Origin of the sequence: Aureivirga sp. CE67, from assembly GCF_015767245.1 — a bacterium.
GTDB lineage: Bacteria > Bacteroidota > Bacteroidia > Flavobacteriales > Flavobacteriaceae > Aureivirga.
The window spans coordinates 170,143-192,878 of the sequence record NZ_JADOTV010000006.1 but is presented as its reverse complement, the minus strand read 5'-3'; the positions used below and the strand labels follow the sequence as shown (position 1 = coordinate 192,878).

The following is a 22,736-nucleotide window of genomic DNA, read 5'->3' as shown; positions in this document are numbered from 1 at the left end:
TTTTTTATCTTTAAGAAATAAAGGTTAAAAAAGCTTACATGAAAAAAATATTACTCATTTTATTGGTACTAATCCCATTTTTATCCTCTGCACAAAAAGAATCAAGTATTTGGTTTTTTGGAGAAAATGCGGGGTTAGATTTTAATACAGACCCTCCTACTCCAATTACTGGCTCTTTAAGTACACTTGAAGGTTGTACTTCTATTTCTACACCTGAAGGTGAATTATTATTTTACTCTGACGGTACAGATGTTTGGAATAAAAACCATGAGAGTATGTTTCCACCAGGAACATCGTTTGCAGATAAATTAGGCGGAAATAGTTCTAGTACAAGCTCTGGAATTATTATCCCTTATCCAACAGATGAAAACAAATATTATATTTTCACAGTAGACACACATGATGCTTACTTCGAAACACAATCTTTTGGGCTAAAATATTCTACTGTTGATATGACTTTAAATGGTGGTCTTGGAGGAGTTGTTGAAGAAGGGAAAAACACAGAACTTTTACCAAAAACTTCTGAAAAGATTTCTGCTACCAGAACTGCTGATGGAAATGGTTTTTGGTTAATCACACATTTTGAAGATAAATTTTATGCTTATAAAATAACAGAAAATGGTGTTGATGAAAATCCAGTTATAACTACTACTGGTCCTTTTATAGAAATGCTAGAAGGGTTTTATAATGTTTCGGTGACCAATATGCGAGGTTATTTAAAATTCAATCTTCAAGGAGATAAAATTGGAGTTGCTTTTTATTCCAATAATAAAACAGAAACTTTCTTGGATGAAAATTATAATTACCCTCATCCAAAAAATTTACATTCAACCAAAGAAAAAGGACTTTTATATTTATTCGATTTTGATAATGAAACAGGAATAGTTTCCAACCCAATTAGTTTACTTGATGAGGATGATTTAGGTTCTCCATATGGTGTAGAATTCTCTCCTAGTGGTGAATTTTTGTATGCACAAATTGATTATTATGAAGTAAATTATTTCCCTACAGAATCTGAATATCAAACTAATTGTACCACAGGTGTTGTTGCTCAGTTTAAAACTACTGCTGCTGATATTCCTGCTTCTAAAATTATAATTTATGAAGAATCTTTTGAAGAAAACGGAATTTGGGATGATCTTTCTAGAGGTTCTCTACAAATAGCTATTGATGGTAAAATTTATCATACTACAATTTACGAACAACATCTTTCTTATATCGAATTTCCAAATGAAGAAGGTTTAGCTTCAAATTATGTTTTTGATGGAGTTGAATTAGAAGGTGATGTAAGTACGCAATGGGGTTTACCTGTTTTTATTCAAGCAAAATTTGAACCTTTAATTTTTGCAGAAAATTTATGTCTTGGTGAAGAAACTAATTTTTACATCGATAATGAAAATATAAATAGTGTATCATGGAATTTTGGCGATCCAGACTCTGGAGCTAATAATATTTCAATAGAAACTTCTCCTTCTCATATTTTTACAGCAGTAGGAACTTATATTGTAACAGCAGAAATCAGTATTGGAATTGAAAATTTTACTGTTACAAAAGTTATTACAATTCTTGACACTCCTAATCTTGAAGATCTACCAGATTTTCAACTTTGCAAACTTTTAAATGAAGATACTATTTTTGATTTCAGTGAAGTTTCTATAATTATTTCTGAATCTAATCAAGATGTTACTATTATAAAATATTATAATTCTTTAGAAGATTTAGAAAATGATGAAAATGAAATTGAGAATATTTCTAGTTATGAAACAACACAAAATGAAACAATTTATGTTTATGTAGAAAATAGTTCTCTTTGTAATGCTATTGGAAATTTTGAACTAATAATTATTGATGAAGAATTTGCTCCTATTCTAGAAGATTTAGGTGCTTGTCAACTTTACAATGATATTGCTGAATTTGATATTTTATCTGTCTATCAAAATATTATAGATTCTTTTGAAGAAGAAGTAACTGTAACTTTCTATACTTCTAATGATGATATGTGGAATGATGAAAATCCAATGACAATTACGGAAAACTATATAAATGTTAGCAATCCTGAAACAATTTATATCAAAATAATTAAGGAAGAAACTGGATGTTTCGACACAACTACATTAACCCTATTTATTCATCCAGAAATCGAAAATCCTGAATTAGAGAATTTAGAAAATTGTGAAACTTCTTTTGAAAAATCTGAATTTGATCTTGTTTCCATTGAAAATAATATTCTAGAATCTTTAGAAGGGAATTATACTATTAATTTTTATAAAAACGATGAAGATTTAGTTAATGATACAAATAGTATCGAAAAATCTGAACTTTATGAGAATTCGGAAAATCCTGAAAAAATCTTAATTAAAATTACAAATAACGACACTGGTTGTAGTGTTCGAAATGAAATTGAACTTTTAGCTATTGAGTGTGTAATTCCAGACATTGAAGTTCCTAATTCTTTTGACCCAAACAGTTCTGGAGAATTAGATATTGATGATTTAGCCAATTATTATCCTGACTTCAAAATGTACATTTACAATCGCTATGGAACAATGGTTTATGAAGGAAATAAGAATACTGAAAACTGGGATGGAACTGCAAAATCTTCAGATAAAATTCTACCTTCAGGGACTTATTATTATGTTTTAGAATTAAATCGAAATAATCTTGAACCAAAAACAGGTTGGATTTTTCTGAGTAAATAAAACTTTATAACAAAAAAAATAACCGAGACATCTCGGTTATTTTTTTAACACAACGCAACTAAAATAATATTAATCTTTTTACAAACCTTTGAAGTTTAACTTCATTTTCAAAGTTAATAAATCACTGAATAGTCATTTTATCAGAGTATTAACAAATTATTACTATAAATAGAACATATCTTTCAAAAATCCTTAAAAACAAATTCTTTTTTCTTCCATTTTTTAGCATTTTGCTAAGTAAATCCAAACTTGATTTTTTCTAACTTAGAAAGTATGATTAGAATATCTAATTTTAAATATAGTTTAGATGAAGAAATTATTAGGTGTTGGATTAGCTTCATTGGCAGTATTTCTAATATGTCTTGAAATTATTGTAGCAAATATTGGTCTTGAAGATATTAATATATTTAATATCCTTTGGTTACAATATTTTATAGCGTTGGTTGGTTTTTTGATTATGGCTCAGAAAATCAAGTTTCGATGGCCAAAGCTTAAAAAAAATAAATATTGGATTATTCTCTCCAGTATTCTCAAGCTAGGAAATGTTTATTTTTTCTACAAATCTTTATTTTATCTTTTTCCCGATATCGTCTCTGTTACTAGTTTATCCGGAGATCTTTTTGTAATTATTGGAGGAGTATTATTCTTAAGAGAAGCTTTTAAATGGAACCAAAAATTTGGTTTACTTATTGTGCTTCTTGGTTTAGGAATGTATTTCTATAGAACATTTAATGAATTTTCAGAAGAAACTCTTAATATTGGTTTATTATATTTAGTAATTGCGCAATTATGCTGGGCTGGTTATTTATTAATTCAAAAAATATTAATAAGTAAAGAAATTCCACCTTGTAATCTTAATTTTTTCACTTTTCTTTTTGTAACCATCATGTTGACTCCCATGGTTAATTTTCAAGGTTATTCAATTTTTGAAATCGAAACTTGGATATTAGTAGCAATCACAGGAATCATTACACTTTACACTTTTACTTTAATCTTAAAAGCATTCCAATATATAGATGCAAATAAAGTAAGTGTAATTCTATCTGCAAACCCTTTTATAACAGTAATTCTAGTTTATCTATACAATTTAATTGGAACAGAAAAAATAGAACTAAGTCCATTTGGGCTTACTGAGTTTTTGGGAGGTGTAATTTTGATTGGCGGAATTATTTTAAGCAATTGGAAATTTAAGGATAAAAAAAACCCACTCTAAGATTGAGTGGGAAAAATTGCTATGAAAAAGAAAAAGTCATTATTAGTACACATCTAATAATAGTTCAAATATAAGACAGCAAATATTAATATGCAACTATTTATTCATATTTTTTTAACATTTTTACGAAATAAAAGCTAAGTATTTATGTATGAATATATTATTTTGATTATTGGAGGGGTATTTTCTGGGCTACTTACAAGTCTCTTCGGACTTGGAGGAAGTTTGACCACTGTACCTACACTTTTGATAGCTTTACCCCTACTTAGTATTGAGAAAAACGAGATTACACATGTAGCAATTGCAACATCTCTAGCAATAATGTTTGTAAATAGTATTCTTTCGATGAAATCCCATCATTCCTCTGGAAATATTCGTTGGGATATTTTTAAAAGCAGTATTTTATTTATCATTCTTGGAACTTTTGCAGGAACTTATATTGCAATGAAATTAGATTCAAAAAAGCTATTATTATTTTATCTTTTCTTTGTTTTCTTTATTATTATCCGATTTTTAAGATCCGAATTTATCCAGAAAAAAGAAACAAAGAATTCTGAACATTTAAAAGTTTCTTGGCGGAAAAAAACATTTTATGAAATCATCACAGGAATCATTTCAGCATGTGTTGGCGGAGGGTCTAGTCTAGTAATGGTTCCATTTTATAAGCATCAAGGATTTAAAATGAAAGAAGCTTCTGCCCTAGCCGTTTCTTTCAATGTCATAATTGCTTTTTTTGCAACAATCAATTATATGTTTATAAATCAATTGAGCGAACCAATTGCAAAATTCAGTACAGGATATATTTACTGGCCAGCTTTTCTTTTTTTACTTTTAGGAAGTTTTGTTGGAGTACCAATTGGTGTAAAATTAGCTAATAAATTATCAGAGAAATTTCAGACTGTTTTTTATTTTTTATTTATAGTTGTGGTTTTTATTTTAATGACACTAAAATATTTAAAAGCATAAAAAAACCCTGAAAAAACAGGGTTTAAATTTTTATTTTAAATAAGCTTTTATCTCTTCTCCTTCCACTATTACATCTACTCTTTCATGAAAAGATGTTGAAAGTGAAATTCCTTTAAAATCAGCTTTTACAGGATATTTCTTATGATTTCTGTTTACTAAAACAGCAGTTTTGAATTTTTTCAATGGAACATCTAAAAAATGTTTCACACTATACATTAAAGTGGTTCCAGAATTCAATACATCATCTACTAAAACTAAAGCTTTATTTTGATATTCTTCTTTTGTCAAACTTGTATCAATAGCTTCCAAAGGATGTTTTTTATCAATTTTTACTTCACATAATAAAACCTTTACATCCGAAATATTTTCTAAAACTTTTGCTATTTTATTTGCTATAACAAATCCATTTCCATTGATTCCAGCAATAACTATTTCATTTTCATTACTATTCGATTCTAAAATCTGGTAAGCAATTCTTTGAATTTTATGTACAATTTGTTCGTTTGTTAAAATAATTGAACTTTCCATATTTGTTGTGCGTTTTGATGTTTCAAATATAACAAACAATTTCTGGTTAATGGAGCTTGAAGTATTATCAATATTCAAAAAAATAAAAGATTTTTATAATTATTCGTTCAATGGTCTTAAGAAAATTGCTTCACGAATTACTTGCCAACGATTATCTTCAAATTTCAACTCTATATTACATAAAAGTTTCATTTCTTCTCCATTCATCCCACTATGTTTTCTACTCAAAACACAAACTGCAGAATCTCCGATAATATGAAAATCATGCCAATCAGCCCAAGTATTTAATTGTGTTTTTCCTTCTTGAGCTTGTTTCGCAAAATGTTCTTTAAATTCTTTTTTATTAAAAGTTTCTACTTTTCCATCAGGTAAGACTAAAGTTGTATGAAAATTTTTATGATAAATAGTTTCTAAAGCTTCAACATCAAAATTTGTTGCTCGATCAATCAAATGTTCCATCGCTTTGCGAATTGCTTCTTTTGTATGAGTTTTATCTGTAGTCTTCATGTTTTTTTGTTTAAATAACTTACACAAAGGTCCTATTTTCAACAAAATAAACTACTACCAAATTTTAACTAATTAATACCATTTTGATAATCTGATCGATATTCTAAAGGTGAAATTCCTGTTTTTTGTTTAAAAAATCGAGAAAGATGATTTGCTTCCGAGAAATGATATATATCTGCAATTTCTGCAACAGTCAAAGTAGAATGAATCAATTTCATTTTTATTTCAAATAACAATCTTGCTTTGATAAAATCTGTTGTCGTAACATTGAATTGATTTTTCACAGCTTTATTCAAAGTAATTCTACTTATTTTCATTTTTAAAGTATAATCTTCAACTCGCTGCATTGTTTGGATATTTTTCTCTACCAATTTTCGAAATTGATATGCTGTATTATCCAAAGAAATAGCTTCTTTTATGTGGTTTGTATTTGAATAATGACGATTAATTGAAATCAAAATATAGTATAACAAAGAACGAATCAAATGTACACTATCACTTTTTGGGTAAACTAATTCTTGCTTGATTTCTTTCAGTTTTGACAAACAATCTTCTAAATAAACCTCTTCAATATTTAACTTCAAAGAATATTCTGTTTGATAAAAATATAGCAGTCGAAAAACAAAATATTGATCCGAAAAAAACTCATTCAAAAAATCATCTTGAAAAACTAAAAGTTGCCCTTCAAAAGTTGTAGGATCAATATGCCAAGAATGATGTTGGTATTTTGAAATAAAAACTAAAGAATTTGACTCTAACTCTATTTTCTGATCATTTAGTTTTAAAAAACCATTTCCTTTTTTGATAAAATATACTTGAAAAAAATCTGCAGATTGTGTTTCTGTTTCAAACTCAAAAGCACATCCTGATTGAAAATCAATTACATTCAACAAAAAATCAACTCCACAAACTGTTTTATCAAATTCTACATGTTTCATCTTCCAATTTTAATATTTAAAGAAGTTAATTCTTTTCAAAACGAATTCCAATTATAAATTACTATGTTAGCAAAATCTTAGACTTTCATTTAATATTTGAGCAAAAGTATTTGATTCATTTTTTCTCGTAAATACCTTTTTAGAAATAAAATATACCAATTTGATAAGCCTGATTTTTTACTTCAAATATTTATTATCAAACTTCCATCCCAATTGTATATGAATTCCATCTTGAATCTTTTCAGATAAAACATTCAATAAATCTTTACATTCTTCTTCAGTAATCTTGTTAATTGGTATTATATAAAATTCATTTGAAGAGTTTTGAATAAAAATTGCCTCATCAGTTCTTGTTGCTTTTTTAATAGTCTCAAACCCAAATTCAATTTTTTCTAAACCATTTTCTATAGATATTGAATCATCTTTTATCTCTAAAATAAATTCTTTACCAAATAGTTCATGATATTTTTCTTTTGAATATTTAATATTGATTTTCTTAGCCTTATTAATGAAAAATCTTGGAGAAAAAGTATACCAAAGCACAGCTAAAATGAAAAAAATAATTGCAATAATTAAAATCTCTTGATAAAGTAAATAATACAAACTTAATAATCCCATTATTACAGGCACTCTCCATTGAACACCTGTCAATTGTTTTTTAAACTGTTCAGAGTTTGCACATTCAAACATCGTCTTATTTTCATAATCTTCTTTTTCTAATGTATATTGTAATTTCATTTTTATTCTTTATTTAGCTTAATTTTTAAAATTAGTTATAGTATCGTTTTCTTTTCGTCGAAATACAGAATCATTTTGAACTCTCATAATAGAATCGGATAATTTTTCGACTTGAATTTTCATGTTATTTAAAACTTCTTTAGGAATTTCAACATCATTATTTAATCTAGTTGTTATAAAAATAACTTTAATCAAAATCAAGATGACAATCGGAACCCAATAATTTCGTGTAGTTTTTGGTTTAAAATTATCTTGTTTTGAAGATTCCAAAAAATCATATGCTTCTGTTGTCAAAAAATATTTTGAGTCTTCTTTCTCTATAAAGTCATATTCCTCAAGAATTTCTAAATCTTCTTTTTGATTTAAAAAATCTTTTTCATTTATAAATTGATTATCAGAAATATAAATATGTTTCAATATCTCTATTTGAGCCTCTGTTAAAACATTTATTTCATCTTCTTCCATTTGAATTTAATTTTCAGCATTTGACATTAAGAAATTTCTATTCATAATAAAATTTTTATAAATCTCAGTTTTAGAATTTTCTTGCTCAGCATGATCAAATTGTTTTTCCAAATTCTGAATTTTCACATTATTTGAATCGGAACTCAAAATATAATAAAGTTCTCCCGCTCTCCCTATGATTAAATTACTTTTCCTTTTTTTAGAATAATAATTCACAAAATCATTAGTTTCTTCAACCTTCCTAAAAACACTCTTAATTTGAGTCGAATCCTTAACGTGACATCCAGATTCTTGAAAAGAAAAAGGAAATTCTTTAGGAAAAACTAATGAATCAGAAATTTTAATCTTAAAAAAAACTGTTGAAGTATAACAATCTGGAGCACCACAATCTAAACTATGTAGATTAAATGGCAGATTAAACTCTAAAGAATCTTTATTTTTTATAACAAATTCTTCTTCAGCTAATTTTTCTAAAATTGTTCCTTTTAAAACTTTATTCTGGTTTAATTTTATTTTTTCAAAAACTTTACTTTTCTCCAAAACTTCTGCTGGTTTTAAAAAATATATATCTTTCCAAGAATCAGGTCCATTTAATTTCACATATTCTTCAACAATTTTTAAACCGATAAAATAACCAATTGCTCCAGGAAATTTCTCATTTAATTTAACTCCTCTATCTGCAAAATCTTCAGCCAAATTCTCATCATTTTTTAAATAAATATCCTTTATAAAAGAAATTAACTCATCTTTATTTTGCTCACAAACTTTGTATTCTTCTTCTGTGTAATTTAATTCTTCAGCTATTGACTTTTTACCTGCATGAATTTTATGAGAAACATAAACTGCAAAACCTTCATCAATTATTCTATTTATAATTGGTGTTTTTTTATCAAAATTCAATGTATTTCCATAAATCTGATGATTAAATTCGTGTGGAAAAGTAGATGTGATCGTATTTAAATCATTCATTTGTTCATGAGCCAAATCTACAAGCATTGTTTTATTATCAGAAAACCCACCCATATCAACCCAAGAAGGTCCATATATAAAAAACCAATCTCCTTTTGGAATCAAACCAGTAAAAGCAGCTATTTCATTCGCTTTTTCATCAAAAGAGCTCTTTATTCTAGACAAATTCACTTTTTCAGCTAACTTATTATAATGATCTAAATTTGGGATAATTTGATTATTCATCCAATCCGTAAAATCTTTTTCTTTCCCCATATAACCCTCAATAAAATATTGATAAGGCTTAAAAATAGAATCGATAAAAATTTTATTTCTTATTGCTTCTGAATCATTTTTATATTGATTTGCAAATTTTAATTGTGCTTGAGAAACATTATATATTTTTAATTCTGATTTATCTTTTACAGATTCTTTTTTCTTTTTCGTAGTTTCATTACAAGAAACTATAGTAAGAAGTACTATAATTGCTACTATCTTTTTCATATGTTTTTTTTGAAATATTTTGTCGATACAATTTTAAAATAAAAAAAGGAATTTTCAATCATGTACTGATAAAAATTCCTTTTTCATTAGTAGTTATTTCTTAAATAAAACTCCTATTTCATCCAAATCAGATTCTAATTGATTATATCTTCTGTTCAATATCCTTATATTTCCGAATTATCATCTAAAATATTATTTGAGAAATACATCTTTTACAAAAAAAGAGACTGGTTCACTTTAATAAGTAAAACCAGCCTCTATACACGAAGAAATTTAAATTTAATGTTATACGAAATTTATTTCTTTAAGAATTTATCCGAAAAGATAATTCCTCCATCTTTAATTATAGTGACATTATATAATCCAGAGTCTAAATCATTTATTTCCAGAGAAATATATGAATTGTTTTTTACATTTTTAAATTTCTTTAAGATTTTTCCATTCATATCTGTAATGTAAAATTCTAAGTTTTTATAATCCGAACCTATTGTTAGATTTAAAGTTTCTTTCGCTGGATTTGGGTAAATATGAAAATTCGCCATCGGATTTTCTTCAATTCCAACATTAGAATTATTATATCCAGTATAAATCGTTTGATTTGGTGCAGTATTGTAAGCATATTCTTTTAAAGTATAAGAATCTCCATTTTCAGAAACACTTAATTTAAACCATCCATAACATGTTCTTCCATTAATTTTGTATTCAAAACCAACATAACCTTCTTTTCCATCCCAAGTTGTATAACTTTGACTTCTAAGATTATGAAGATCTGGATAATCACCTCCATCTACAAAATTCCTTGTAGCATCTACTGGTTCATCCTCTTCTAAATAAGTAATATTTAAAGTATTTCCTTCACAAATTAAAGGTTTTGTATAAGTTTCTATTTTTAATTCACTATTTGAATTCGCATCTAAGAAAGCTCCATAAGCATTGTCATCTCCTACTTCAATACCAAACCATTGCCAAACAAAAGAAGGTGAAATTTCGATATCATCTATATCTACATAAACTACTTCATAAGGAGCATAATATTTTAACTCATAAGCAAGAGTATTACAAGAAAAACTTGAAGTTCCTCCTGAAAGTGCATTATCTTTTAATTCAATAGAAAAAACAGAATTATTTGAAACATCATGATAAGCTGCTTGTCCTGTAATAGAAATTGTTGCAGATGAATTTGAGTTTAAAGTTACCTCAACATTTAATCCATTTGCGATATCAACAGTATAATCAGTACCTTCCGTTAAAGTTCCACTTGAATTTGCAAAGTTTCCTCCAATAATATTTACCTCTACAGTTTGAGAAAAAGATCCATTATTTAAATCATCCTCATAAACTTCTTCTTTATTACTAGTTATTAAAGCTAAAGAACCTGGTTCTTCATAAACACCAGTGGCAATCAGATTTGATTCTTGCCAAAGTGGTTGTCTTGCTGGATGATTTAAAGCTGCTTCCATTCTAGCAACTTGCCCTGCTGTAAACATTTTATAACATCCGTCCGAACCATTATATCCCATGTAATTTTCAATGTTTACATAGCTTCCATTACAATTATATCCTGGTGAACAATCTAAATCATGACTTCCATTTTCGCTAGGCGTATCAGCAACCTCATCCGTTCCATTACATCCTCCTTCAAAAGTATGAATTAGATTTAACCAATGTCCAAATTCATGAGTCATTGTTGAAGCAAATTCAGCATTTGTATTTCCATGAATATAAGATCCATTATACACCACTCTAGCCAAATCATTGTCTGACATCCATGTATCCGGATACCAAGCTACACCTGAATTATATAAATCTCCATCATTATAAAGATCATTTTGAATATAAACATTCATGTATTTATAATTGTCCCATGCGTATTGTTGAATTGTAGAATCATATCCTGAACCATTTCCAAATCCACTTTCAACATTATGAAAAACAACTCCCGTAGTACATCCTCCGTTAGGATCTATAGTTGCTAATCTGAACTGAATATCCAATGTAGACTTTATGGAAGAAAATGCTCCGTCTACTGTATCAAAATCTGGATTTAACCCATTAAAATCATCATTTAATTTTTCAACAAGCGTAACAATTTTATCATAAGTAACAGTTTTTCCACTTTGAACATCTCCAAAAACATGAAAAACAACAGGGATAATGTAAGTACTATTATTTGTATTTCTTTGGTAAGTTCTTGAATAATCGTTAAACTTGTGATGTTCTACAAAAGAAGGGGTTCTTTCCTCGAATAGTTTATTATTTACTTCTGAAGCTCTACAAGCCTGAGGGGACTTTTGCGCAGATAATGACGTACAAAAAAGCACGAAGAGTAAAAGTAATTTTAGTTTCATATTATGTGATTGTTAAAGTTTCGTTAAAACTATATTGATTAATTCACAAATCCTAATAGAAACTTATCACATATAAATACTTTTTTAACAACTAAATTAAATAGAATATTTTAAAAACGTTTTAATCTTAAAAATAATATATTTTTAAAACAAAGACACTTTTAATAAAACCGTTATCATAAACACAGATTTTCAAAAGGTTTCATAGCATGAAAGAATCCTCTTAACTTTAAAAATACGATTAAGAGGATTCTAAATTTGTTTTTTTATTTAAAAAGATTAAAATCTAATTGAAAGAAAATAGAAAGATATTTTCCACTAATATCAAACTTTTGATTTTTGACCAATTCTTTATCTAAATAATGTGAAAAACTACCTTCTGAAACAGTTTCTGTAAAAGGCAAATTATATCGCACACCTAGTTTCCAATAAGATTTTTCTTTCGTCATGCTACTTTTTAAAGCTATTTCTGGCTGAAATCCAATCACTATTGGATCTTGTAATTCTGTAGTTAATTCAACATAATCATTATCACTTCCTGATCTATTAGTCAATTTATCTGTGCTATGAAATTCTGCTTGAATTCCGACACCTAAATAAACAAACCATTGTTTTCTAGATTTTTTAAAAATAGAAATGTCTTTTCCGATACCAATTCTTGTTGAAGGAATAAATTTATTCTGATCTAATTTAAATCTACTTTCCGAAGTTGTTCCGTCTACACTAAATCTTTGGTAAATCTGACCATACTCTAAAAAGTAAATAGTATTTGATTTTGTTTTTAATTGAAATCCAATATTAAATTTTGATTGAAAATTATTCTGATCTACTTTAAAATAATCCCCAGAATGATCAATACTTGAATTAAAACTCCCAATATCATAACCTACAATAATAGATTTATCTGTTTGTGCTTTCCCAGAAAAAGTAATTAATAATACAATTATACTTAAAATATTCTTTACAATTTTCATATTAATCTTCTTTTTCAATGTGAATATCAAACGTGTCTTCTATCGTATTAAACAACCAAAACTGAGAACAGCTTTCAGAACTAATCCAATGTCCATCCATTTCCGTCTTGTCATCAGAAATTTGTAAATGATAAACATTATCTAAACAATAACTTCCATTGTCTCCATTTTCTTCTAATAAAATAGTTTGATCAATCACTAATTTCATATCCGAATCATAAGCACCAGAAATACTATAATATCCTGTTTCTGTATTAAAATCTATATCTTTTAAGTGTAAAGTACCTGTAATTTCATTATTCTCATCCGTGAAAATATCTAAAGTATAAGTATAAGATGCATTTCCATTTCCACAAGGCTTACAGTTCATAACACCTTTCCAAACTCCTACTAAACTATTTTCAGAATTGTCATCTCCGTCTGTATTGTCTGTATTATCTCCGTCCGTGTTATCATTATCATCCCCATCCGAATTATCATTTCCATCAGTATTATCTGAATCGTCTCCATCATTTGAATTGTCACCATCTGAATCATTTGGATTCTTATCATCGATAACATTTACGTTTTCATTTTCTCCATAAACAATATCTAAATCTGCTTTAGAACAAGATGCAATCAATAATAAAATTGAAAACATTAGTAAATAGTATTTTTTTATCATGTCTCTTATATTTTTATAAATTGGCTGCAAAAATATTTATTTTTATTTATTCTAAATAAAAATAATAGAAGTTTTTTTATAAAAAAAGTGCTTGATTTCAAAAAACAAGCACTTTAAACAATTATAATATTTTAAATCAACTATTTAGTCGAAATTATTCTTTTTAGCTTTTTTACTTCCAGCATACATATCATAACGTACAAACCTACAATCTAAATCTCCATTCTTAATTGCAATACGTTTTGAAGTTCTAAGTCCTACATTTTTCAGCGCATCTAAGTCTGAAGTAATGAACCAAACTTGCGTATCAGGATATTGATGTTTTAAAGTATCTCCAATTTGTTTGTAGAATTCTTTTACATCAATATTTAATCTTTCTCCATAAGGAGGATTAAACAACATCATCGTTGGACCTCCAAGATCTTTGGTAGAATTAAAGAAGTTTACATGATGTACTCCAATAAACTCTTCTAAATTGGCATTTTTGATATTATCTTTTGCTTTGTATACGGCAGAAGGAGCCTTATCAAATCCCATTATTTTATGTCTACAACTTTTAATCTTCTTTAAAAGAGAATCTTGAATAATGAAAAATAAATCTTCATCAAAATCTGCCCATTTCTCAAAACCAAATTCTTTTCTATTAATATTAGCTGGAATATTGTTTGCAATCATCGCAGCTTCAATCAAAATAGTACCAGAACCACACATCGGGTCAATGAAATTTGTTTCTCCTTTATAACCTGCTAATAAAACCAAACCTGCTGCCAATACTTCATTAATTGGTGCAATATTCGTAGCACTTCTATATCCTCTTTTATGTAATGAATCTCCAGAAGAATCAAGAGAAACTGTACAAAAATCTTTTTGAATATGTACATGAATTCTCAAATCTGGATGTTTAACATCAATATTCGGACGTTTACTATATTTAAGTCTAAAATAATCTGCAATCGCATCTTTTGATTTTAAAGAAATATAATGCGAATTAGATGTAAAGAATTTAGAATTTACAACAGCATTAATCGCAAAAGTATTATGAGTATCTAAATAATGTTCCCATTTAATTTTCTGAAGCCCTTCATATAAATCTTCTTCATCGTGTACTTTAAACCTTTTAATTGGTTTTAAAATTCGGATAGCCGTACGCAAAGCAATATTTGCTTTATACATAAAACCTTTATCTCCAAAAAACGACACATTTCTAACTCCTACTCTAACATCTTGCGCTCCTAAATTTCTCAGCTCTGTAGCCAATACTTCCTCTAATCCTTGCATGGTTGTAGCAACCATCTTAAAATTCTTATCCATTTATATTGAATTAATATTGCAAAAGTACAATATTTCCATTTTTATCAACCATATTTTTCTTTTCTATTCTGATTTTTTAATTTTCTTTTTACATTTTTGAATAAGAGTTTTATACTTAGAACTTTATTATTTTTAAAAAATATGTAGCTTTAACAAAAAAAGAAAAGATATGTCCTTAAAACAAAGTTCCAATTCTGTAATTCATTATGGTTTTGTTCTAGATTTAATAATCTATATTTCAGTAATGTTTCTTATTAGAGAAATCTATTTTGAAAAATTGAGTTTTATATGGAATGGGCTTTTTTGGTCAACTTCTACACTTATTATTGCTATCTGGAGAATGCGAGTTAGAAAAGTATCTTTTAAAGATTTAGGTTTAACAATGCCAAAAAATCTTTTGAAAACTATTCTTATTACAGCCGGAATTCTGATTTGCATCATAGCTTCTCTTGTGATATTTAATATTCTTATCGACACTTTTAATTGGTTTCCTGAAGATAATTCAGTAGAAAATTCAGGATCTAAATTTGCAAACTTAAAAGATAATTGGCCACTTTTCTTTTCTATTATTCCTCTTGTGTTGATTGAATCTTTCCTAGAAGAATTATTAGACAGAGGTTTTATGATTAATTGGATTGAAAAAGTTTTTTCTCAAAAACATTTTGCTAGTATATTAGCCGTTATTCTTCAAGCGCTTATTTTTGGTTTTCGTCATTCTTATGATATTTCTGAAAGATCAATTACGGTTGCAATTATTGGTTTAATCATGGGAATTGCTTATATCAAATTTGGAAGAAATCTTTGGCCACTTATTATTGCTCACTGTATTTTGAATACAATTTCTATGATGGATAGAGTTTAAATTGTTTTTTTCAAAATAAATCATCTTCTCATTATTTAACTTTAATTAAAAAGATATATTTTCGCTTTCAAAATTATTTGAAAGAATAAATCGCTATTTAATTAACAAAAATGAAAATGATGAAACAAAAATTTGCGCTATTATTACTATTTATTGGCTTGTTTGCATTTGGACAAGTACCTACAATTACAAAAAGTGAAATTTTTAAAGACAAGAAAAAGAACACAAATTTATCGTTTGTTCTTGAAAATGATGATAAAAGTATCGTTTTGATTCGCTCCTATTATCCAACAATTGGTGTGAATGGAGGATATTATATCCAACATTTTAATGAAAACTTAGAATTAATTTTTGAAGTAGATTATGAAACAAAAAACAAAATTATCTACGCTTATCTTGAAAACGGAAATTTAAATTTAATTGAAAGAAAATATAATTCAAAAACAAAATCTCTTGAAATAAATTTAGCATCAGATGAGCTTAATGAAATGAGTTTTGAATATAGAAATTTAGTTTCGATTCCTAATAATATATTTGAATCTGAGGATACATTTTTAAATTGGGAAAATGACAAAGATACTTATGGAAAATTTATTGCTTCAAACCAAGGAAATTATTTTGCACTTAGTTTTGATGTAAAAAATAACAAAAGAGAAACACATCAGATTTATGTTTTTGATAAAAAATTTAATCAATTATATGAAAAGAAATTTGAAGTTGATTTAAAAGATAAATTATTTCAATTACAAGATATTACTATCGATGATAATGATGGAACTTTATATTTCTTAGGAAAATCATTTGAAAACAATGCTCGTACTGACAAAAAGAATAAAGAGATCAATTATCATTTTGAAATTCAGAAAATTACTAAAAACAGTAAACAGGTTCTAAAATTCAAAAAACCAGATATCAATATCGCATACCTTTCTATGTCATTGTATAATGGGAAATTAAAATGTTATGGTTTTTATGGGAAAAATAAATCTTATAAATATAATGGAGTTTATAGTTCAGATATTGATATAGATTCTTTCAAAATCATTAAAGATTTCCAAAACGAATTTTCAGATTCTTTCATGACAGAAAAGTTTGGAAATAATAATACTTTAAAAAATCAAACAAAGAAAAGAGGCATTAAGAATATTACTTTTAGGCAAGCATTTTTTCTTCCTGACGGTTCTTTAATCATGAATGCTGAAGAAAATTATATTCAAAAATTTCAAAATGGATCACAACCAATTCTGGAAGATATTATTACAATTAAAGTAGATGGTAAAGGTAAACTTGTTTGGGCTAAAGTAATTAATAAAGTACAGTCAGGAATAAGAAATAGTTCTTTCACAGGAATTCCTATTGGAGACGAGTTCTATTTTCTAATCAATAGTTCTGATAAATTAAGAAAAGAATTTTCAGGAACTGTAAGAACTACAAATCCTTCAGAACAAATGTCGAATTTATATCAGATTTCAATTGATAAAGAAACAAAATTCCAGATTAAAAAATTAATCGACAGAAAAGAAGATAAAGTATTCTATAGAGTAGACAACGGATATATTGATTTGAAAAACAATGCAATATTTTTAATTGGACGAAATGGAAAAAAATCTCAGCTTATTAAAATTAAATACTAATAATTGAAAAACTCAATAACAAAAGCTTAATACTTCAAAAGTGTTAAGTTTTTTTTGTATTCTTTAATATATACTGATTAGAATAGAAACTTTAGAATAGTTTTTAAATCCATGAGAAAACTTCTTATTTTAGCGAAAACAAAAAGAAAAAAGAACTATTTCCATGGAAAAAACTTTTAAAAGAAAACCTTTATCATTAATTATATCCATTATTGCAATTATCTTTTTTGGAGGAATGATGATTTATCAATATACCGAAGGATTAGAAATCGCATCACCAAGCATTTATATTACTGTAATTTTAATTTTAATCGTTATTTGGGAAATTTTCAATCCTTTTTTACGAATTACAGAAGAGCAAATTATTTTTAAACTAGGAATTTTTAACTCTAGAACTTTTGATAAAAATGCAATTCACCTGATTGAATTCCCTAATGAGAAACAAGTAATGATTCATCTTAAAAATGGAAATATTTATAAAATAAGTTTATATCCTTTAAATAAAAAATCAAGGAAAGAACTAAAAGAAGAACTTTCGAAAATTCATGATTAATTAATTATTATTTTTAAGAATTAAAAACTATTAAAATGGATAAATCAATTTTTGAAATCGACTATAAAATTAGAAGTGTAAATATCAATACTAATAAAAAACTAGGGCTTTTCGGTTTACTTGGCCTGCTACAAGACACCGCTTCTGAACATGCTGATCATCTTGATTTTGGTTATGAAACCATGAAAGAAATGGGATGCTTTTGGGTTTTGGTTCGTCAAAAATTGAAAATGGATATTTGGCCAAAGTGGCATGATGTAATTACAATCAAAACTTGGACAATTCCTGCTGATGGTTTTTATGCAGTTCGTGAGTTTGAAATATATTTAAACGACAAGAAACTCGGAGAATGTTCTACAACTTGGATGATTTTAGGCGATAAAGATCGTAAACCTATTGAAGTGAACAAAGCGAGAAGTTATTTCACTCCTCGAACAGATTTTCAGTTAGATTTTCAAGCTAAAAAAATAAAACTTCCTAAAGATATTGATGTTCAAAGAAAAATTGAAGTAAAAATCAGTGATTTGGATATGAATCGACATGTGAATAATATCAAATATTCGCAATGGGTTTTGGATACAATTCCTTTTGAATATCACAAAACACATTCGATTGCTGAATATGAAATCAATTTTATGAGCGAAACTTTTTTGGGTGATTTTATTGTTTGTTCAAGCACATTACACAATTTTAAAGATGATGAAGTTTATTTTTCTGGTCTTAATGAACGAACTTCTAAAATCGCATTTATTTCAAAAATAATAACGCACGAAAAATAAAACATTAAAAAAAGCTTTTGATTTTCTCAAAAGCTTTTATTTTTTAAATATTCCACTCATAAAAATTGGAAGCTTCATTTAAAACAAATCCTGTTCTTGGATAAAGTGAATTTCCAATAATATTCGATTTTTCTGTTTCTAAAAGCAATCCACAAGCACCAGAATCTTTTGCTAATTCTTTAGAAGTTTCAATCAATCCTTTTGAGATTCCTTTTCCTCTAAACTCTGGATTCACAAACAAATCATTTAACAACCAAAGTTTTTGCATTCTTGTCGAAGAAAATATTGGATATAATTGGACAAATCCTACTAAATTTCCTTCTTGATTTTCTGCTACAAATATTTCCGAATCTTTTTGATTAATTCGTTCTTCAAGAAAATTCTTCGCTGACTCTTTGTCTGATTCTTTTCTATAAAAAACTCGATAAGCATCGAACAAATCAGTAATTTTCTCTAAGTCGTAACTTTCTACATTTCTATAATTCATTTTTTTAGATTTTAGTTTTATCAAAAATAACTAATTGTGATATTTAGAGAAATAAAACTTAAAAAATATAGTAATATAATTAATATGATATTTATAAAACATTTTAATTTAAATTTCATATTTACATACACATTTAAATATTTTGTTATTTAAATTAAAATCATTTATAAAAAGAAAGAGATAAAGTACATTTTAACTAGACATGAAGTTTTAAATATATTCGATAAACCACAAAACAACCTAATAAAAAAATGGATAAAAACTTACAATCAAGATTCTATCCATTTTCACTTTTATTTTCTTATTCTTATTCTTATTCGTAGATATATTCTATTGTACTGTCTATTTCTCCTTCTATATAAAAAGTAGCAGTTTCAGGGTAATTATCAGAATTATATGTATACTGATATTCTTCATAAATAATTTCAGTACCATCTTCTTCTTCCTTTATTTTTAAAATATTATTATCTGCACAATCTATATAACCTGAAAAATCAATATTAATAAGGTTCAATACTTCTATATTTGTGATATTCTTATACATACCATTCTTAGTATCATACTCATAAGTGTAATCTAAATCTTCTCCATCTCTCAAAGTAATTTGATTATTATCAATAGTGATCGTAATTTCATTTATTAAAGTCGTTTGAGAATCATGATCTCCTTTATATTCTTTTTCAGTAATAGTTCCATTTGGATTATATGTCAAATCAACTCTCAAGCCCACATTATCAAAAGATACATATATTGTGTATGAATTTAAACGGTTTTCTGAATCATATTCTAGTAAAACATAGTCCTCCATATTTCCTGATTCCGCAATAGAATTTATTCTAATTAGCTTATTATTCTCATAAATATATTCATATTTATATCCATCAGAATCCAATATAGATGTTAGGTTATCTGCATCGTCATAAGAAAAATATTCTGTAAAAATTTCTCCATCAGGATAGGTAGTTTTACGTTCTTTCAACATTAAAACAGTTTCAGTAGGAGTTTCATTTTCTTCAGTAACGTCATCTGAATCGTCACTACAAGAAAAAAAAGTTAGAAGTAATAATATTACAATAAATGAATATTTTGAAGTCATAATTTAGTTTTTATTTGTTAATATTCGTCTTAAAATAGTTACATTTTATTGTAAAACTAATATTTTAACATAAATAAAACAAATTCAAAATACTCAATTTCAATAATTTACATAAAATATTCATTCATCAATTAATTCTTCTAGATTCCTATTTAAAACTCCGTTTTAAAATTGATTGATAAAAAAATTAATGTATTTTGGTTTTCCAAAAAAATAAAAAAATCTATGCTTAAAAAATCTATTATTACTGTAATATTAATTGGTATTCTTTCTTTTCTGATTTATCAAGGAATTCAAATGTATTCTTTCGCGCAAGGAGTTGTTGAAGATGCTCAAAAAAGAGAAAAAACAAACCTACAAAATAATATTCAGGATGGAGATATCATTTTTCACACTTCAAAATCTGAACAGAGTAAAGCTATACAATTAGCTACAAATTCAAAATATAGTCATGTAGGGATTATTTTTAAAAATAATAATCATTTTTTTGTTTATGAAGCTGTACAACCTGTTAAAATAACTCCATTACAAGAATGGATTAATCGAGGTGTTAACAAGCATTATGTTATCAAAAGACTATTGAGTTTTAAAAATCCTTTGAATGAAGAAAATCTTTTAAAACTAAAAAATTCTGGAAAAAAATATTTAGGAAAACCTTATGACTCTTATTTTGAATGGTCAGATGAACGTATTTATTGTTCGGAATTGGTTTGGAAAATGTACAAAGATGCTTTAGGAATTGAAATAGGAAAGCTTGAAAAACTATCTGATTTTGATTTGAACAATCCTATCGTTAAAAAGAAATTAAAAGAACGCTATGGAAATAAAATCCCTATGAATGAAAAAGTAATTTCTCCTGCTTCGATTTTTAATTCTAATTTACTAGTGACCATTATTGAAAAATAAATTTAAAATGAAAAAAACATTACTTTTCATAGCATTCATAATTTCAACCTATAGTTTTTCGCAAATCAATATAGAGTTGAGAGATTTATCTTTTAAGACTCCAAAAGAATTTAAATATTCTCTAGTAGATAATAGACATTTGGATTACGATTTATTTTATGAACTTGGAAAAATCTTTACAGACTCTACAAGTCTAGGAAATTTTCCTAAAATTCAATACCAATATTACGAAGTTCCATATCCTGAAGAAGTCGATTCTAAAAAAACTTTAGAACGATTGAACAAAATAATGACTAAAGATTTTCCTGCAGATAGTCTTTTTATTAATAACGAAAAGAATTATTCTCTTGCAAAATATACTATCAATAATAAAAGTGTTTTTGAAATTAAAAATTTAGGAAAAAATGGGTGGTTTAATATTCAATATTTTGATTTCCATGAAAATGACGTAAAATCTTATCAAAATATAACGTATTTAATAAACTCTATTCAACATCATCAAGCATATAAAAATAAGAGTTCAGAAATTAATTTTCTCAACAAAAGTGGGACTATTTTCTTATTTATTGCTTTATTTATATTCTTTTTACCAAAATTAATAACAAAACTAAAAAATGTGGTTTGAAAAATTAACGGGATTCGAAGAAGAATCTCCAGAAAATGTACGTAAAAAACTAATAATTGAAGGAGATTCCTTTGTTTCTACTGTAACTAATAAAAAATTTGCTTTCGGAAAATTAGAAATTCCAACTTTAGAAGAATTAAGGAAACAAGAATCTTTATTAAACGAATTTCAGGGAGAAATTAAATTATCTGAAGTTTTAGCCAATGTGCAAGAATTACATACGATGGAATCTAATTCCAATGCGATGTTTCAAGCAGCTTCACAGTTTAATTTACTGGAAATGATTGGTCCTTATATTACTCCAGAACAAGGAATTGATAGGTATGAGCGTGATTTGACACAAGGTCCTGCCTGTGCTATCGCTTGTGGAGCTGGAACAATTTATAGAAACTATTTCGTCGAAACTGGAAATGAGATTGGGCAATCCGCTTTTAATCAAATTGATTGTTTAGATTTTATCGGTGAAGCTTTAGAAAATGAACAATATAAACTTTGGTCGATGAGCAACGGATATGCTTTAGTGAACAAAGAAGGACTTTTGACGATTAACAAAAATATTGATTCTTTAAACCAAAAAGAAAGAGAAAACCTAAAAGGGAAATTAAAAGTCGGAATTCAATGGAATACGGAAGTTACTATTTCAGAAAATCAGCAAAGAGTTTCTCAGGTTTATTGCTCTGCTTTACCAGTTGCTTATTCTCCTGTTGAAACAGATTATTGGGAACAGTTTTCAAAATTGATTTTGGAAGCTACTTATGAAGCTACTTTTTGGGCTGCTCTAAAAAATAGGAAAGAAAATAATTCTAATAAACTTTATCTGACGCTTGTTGGCGGAGGTGCTTTTGGAAATAGAGAAAATTGGATTTTAGAATCTTTAGGAAAAGTGTTGACCAAATTTAAAAACACTTCTTTGGATGTTAGAATCGTAAGTTATGGTCGTTCAAATAAAAATTTAAATCAATTAGCAAATTATATATAAAAATAAATCCAA

Annotated in this window: 22 protein-coding genes; 10 read left to right on the top strand and 12 right to left on the bottom strand. The window is 26.8% G+C overall.

The annotated features are described in order from the left end of the window. Nucleotides 1-38: 38 nt before the first annotated feature. The 3 genes from I0K12_RS10035 to I0K12_RS10025 all read left to right on the top strand — a co-directional run bounded on the left by I0K12_RS10035 (nucleotide 39) and on the right by I0K12_RS10025 (nucleotide 4,878). Nucleotides 39-2,699, top strand: coding sequence for a gliding motility-associated C-terminal domain-containing protein (locus tag I0K12_RS10035; RefSeq protein WP_196887618.1), 2,661 nt, complete (start codon nucleotides 39-41; stop codon nucleotides 2,697-2,699). A 307-nt stretch (nucleotides 2,700-3,006) separates the two neighbouring features. Next, nucleotides 3,007-3,912 (top strand): DMT family transporter, encoded by a 906-nt coding sequence (locus I0K12_RS10030; protein ID WP_196887617.1) that lies wholly within the window; start codon nucleotides 3,007-3,009, stop codon nucleotides 3,910-3,912. Between the two features lie 147 nt (nucleotides 3,913-4,059). Further along, nucleotides 4,060-4,878, top strand: coding sequence for a sulfite exporter TauE/SafE family protein (locus tag I0K12_RS10025; RefSeq protein ID WP_196887615.1), 819 nt, complete (start codon nucleotides 4,060-4,062; stop codon nucleotides 4,876-4,878). Nucleotides 4,879-4,908: 30 nt separating this feature from the next. On the opposite strand, the gene I0K12_RS10020 is transcribed toward I0K12_RS10025, so the two are convergent. From I0K12_RS10020 to I0K12_RS09975, 10 genes are all read right to left on the bottom strand, one after another. Next, entirely contained in the window at nucleotides 4,909-5,406 is a 498-nt protein-coding gene (locus I0K12_RS10020) for a phosphoribosyltransferase family protein (protein WP_196887613.1), read from the bottom strand. Between the two features lie 99 nt (nucleotides 5,407-5,505). Continuing rightward, the gene (locus I0K12_RS10015) at nucleotides 5,506-5,913 is read right to left on the bottom strand and encodes a hypothetical protein (protein WP_196887611.1); all 408 of its coding nucleotides are present in this window, start codon (nucleotides 5,911-5,913) and stop codon (nucleotides 5,506-5,508) included. 68 nt (nucleotides 5,914-5,981) lie between these two features. Beyond that, the gene (locus tag I0K12_RS10010; protein ID WP_196887610.1) at nucleotides 5,982-6,851 is read right to left on the bottom strand and encodes a helix-turn-helix domain-containing protein; all 870 of its coding nucleotides are present in this window, start codon (nucleotides 6,849-6,851) and stop codon (nucleotides 5,982-5,984) included. 177 nt (nucleotides 6,852-7,028) lie between these two features. After that, the gene (locus I0K12_RS10005; RefSeq protein WP_196887609.1) at nucleotides 7,029-7,589 is read right to left on the bottom strand and encodes a YcxB family protein; all 561 of its coding nucleotides are present in this window, start codon (nucleotides 7,587-7,589) and stop codon (nucleotides 7,029-7,031) included. An 18-nt stretch (nucleotides 7,590-7,607) separates the two neighbouring features. Next, entirely contained in the window at nucleotides 7,608-8,054 is a 447-nt protein-coding gene (locus I0K12_RS10000; protein ID WP_196887608.1) for a hypothetical protein, read from the bottom strand. A gap of 6 nt (nucleotides 8,055-8,060) precedes the next feature. Next, nucleotides 8,061-9,506, bottom strand: coding sequence for a DUF2268 domain-containing putative Zn-dependent protease (locus I0K12_RS09995; protein WP_196887607.1), 1,446 nt, complete (start codon nucleotides 9,504-9,506; stop codon nucleotides 8,061-8,063). A 296-nt stretch (nucleotides 9,507-9,802) separates the two neighbouring features. Further along, entirely contained in the window at nucleotides 9,803-11,854 is a 2,052-nt protein-coding gene (locus I0K12_RS09990; RefSeq protein WP_196887606.1) for a zinc-dependent metalloprotease, read from the bottom strand. A 266-nt stretch (nucleotides 11,855-12,120) separates the two neighbouring features. After that, nucleotides 12,121-12,828, bottom strand: a complete 708-nt coding sequence (locus tag I0K12_RS09985) for a hypothetical protein (protein WP_196887605.1) — start codon at nucleotides 12,826-12,828, stop codon at nucleotides 12,121-12,123. 1 nt (nucleotide 12,829) lies between these two features. Then, entirely contained in the window at nucleotides 12,830-13,492 is a 663-nt protein-coding gene (locus I0K12_RS09980; protein ID WP_196887603.1) for a hypothetical protein, read from the bottom strand. Between the two features lie 144 nt (nucleotides 13,493-13,636). Beyond that, entirely contained in the window at nucleotides 13,637-14,803 is a 1,167-nt protein-coding gene (locus tag I0K12_RS09975; RefSeq protein WP_196887602.1) for a class I SAM-dependent RNA methyltransferase, read from the bottom strand. Nucleotides 14,804-14,972: 169 nt separating this feature from the next. Here I0K12_RS09975 and I0K12_RS09970 point away from each other — a divergent pair, with 169 nt between their 5' ends. The 4 genes from I0K12_RS09970 (at nucleotide 14,973) to I0K12_RS09955 (ending at nucleotide 18,631) form a co-directional block, all read left to right on the top strand. Beyond that, on the top strand, nucleotides 14,973-15,665 hold the full coding sequence (locus I0K12_RS09970) for a CPBP family intramembrane glutamic endopeptidase (protein WP_196887601.1): 693 nt from the start codon (nucleotides 14,973-14,975) through the stop codon (nucleotides 15,663-15,665). A gap of 119 nt (nucleotides 15,666-15,784) precedes the next feature. Next, nucleotides 15,785-17,299 carry a hypothetical protein gene (locus tag I0K12_RS09965; protein ID WP_196887600.1) on the top strand — a complete coding sequence of 505 codons (1,515 nt, stop codon included), beginning with the start codon at nucleotides 15,785-15,787 and terminating at the stop codon, nucleotides 17,297-17,299. 163 nt (nucleotides 17,300-17,462) lie between these two features. Next, nucleotides 17,463-17,852, top strand: coding sequence for a hypothetical protein (locus tag I0K12_RS09960; protein ID WP_196887599.1), 390 nt, complete (start codon nucleotides 17,463-17,465; stop codon nucleotides 17,850-17,852). Between the two features lie 35 nt (nucleotides 17,853-17,887). Further along, a complete protein-coding gene (locus I0K12_RS09955) occupies nucleotides 17,888-18,631 on the top strand; it encodes an acyl-[acyl-carrier-protein] thioesterase (protein ID WP_196887598.1) in 744 nt (247 codons plus the stop codon). A gap of 43 nt (nucleotides 18,632-18,674) precedes the next feature. Here the strand turns inward: I0K12_RS09955 and I0K12_RS09950 are convergent, their stop codons facing one another. After that, nucleotides 18,675-19,118, bottom strand: coding sequence for a GNAT family N-acetyltransferase (locus I0K12_RS09950; RefSeq protein WP_196887597.1), 444 nt, complete (start codon nucleotides 19,116-19,118; stop codon nucleotides 18,675-18,677). 313 nt (nucleotides 19,119-19,431) lie between these two features. Beyond that, entirely contained in the window at nucleotides 19,432-20,214 is a 783-nt protein-coding gene (locus I0K12_RS09945) for a hypothetical protein (RefSeq protein ID WP_196887595.1), read from the bottom strand. Between the two features lie 225 nt (nucleotides 20,215-20,439). Here I0K12_RS09945 and I0K12_RS09940 point away from each other — a divergent pair, with 225 nt between their 5' ends. Genes I0K12_RS09940 through I0K12_RS09930 form a run of 3 tightly spaced genes read left to right on the top strand, consistent with a single transcriptional unit; the run spans nucleotide 20,440 to nucleotide 22,724 of the window. Beyond that, a complete protein-coding gene (locus I0K12_RS09940; protein WP_196887593.1) occupies nucleotides 20,440-21,120 on the top strand; it encodes a YiiX family permuted papain-like enzyme in 681 nt (226 codons plus the stop codon). A gap of 7 nt (nucleotides 21,121-21,127) precedes the next feature. After that, nucleotides 21,128-21,745, top strand: coding sequence for a hypothetical protein (locus tag I0K12_RS09935; protein ID WP_196887588.1), 618 nt, complete (start codon nucleotides 21,128-21,130; stop codon nucleotides 21,743-21,745). Then, nucleotides 21,735-22,724 carry a hypothetical protein gene (locus tag I0K12_RS09930; RefSeq protein WP_196887586.1) on the top strand — a complete coding sequence of 330 codons (990 nt, stop codon included), beginning with the start codon at nucleotides 21,735-21,737 and terminating at the stop codon, nucleotides 22,722-22,724. Before I0K12_RS09935 ends, I0K12_RS09930 begins: the two co-directional genes overlap by 11 nt. Nucleotides 22,725-22,736 lie beyond the last annotated feature (12 nt).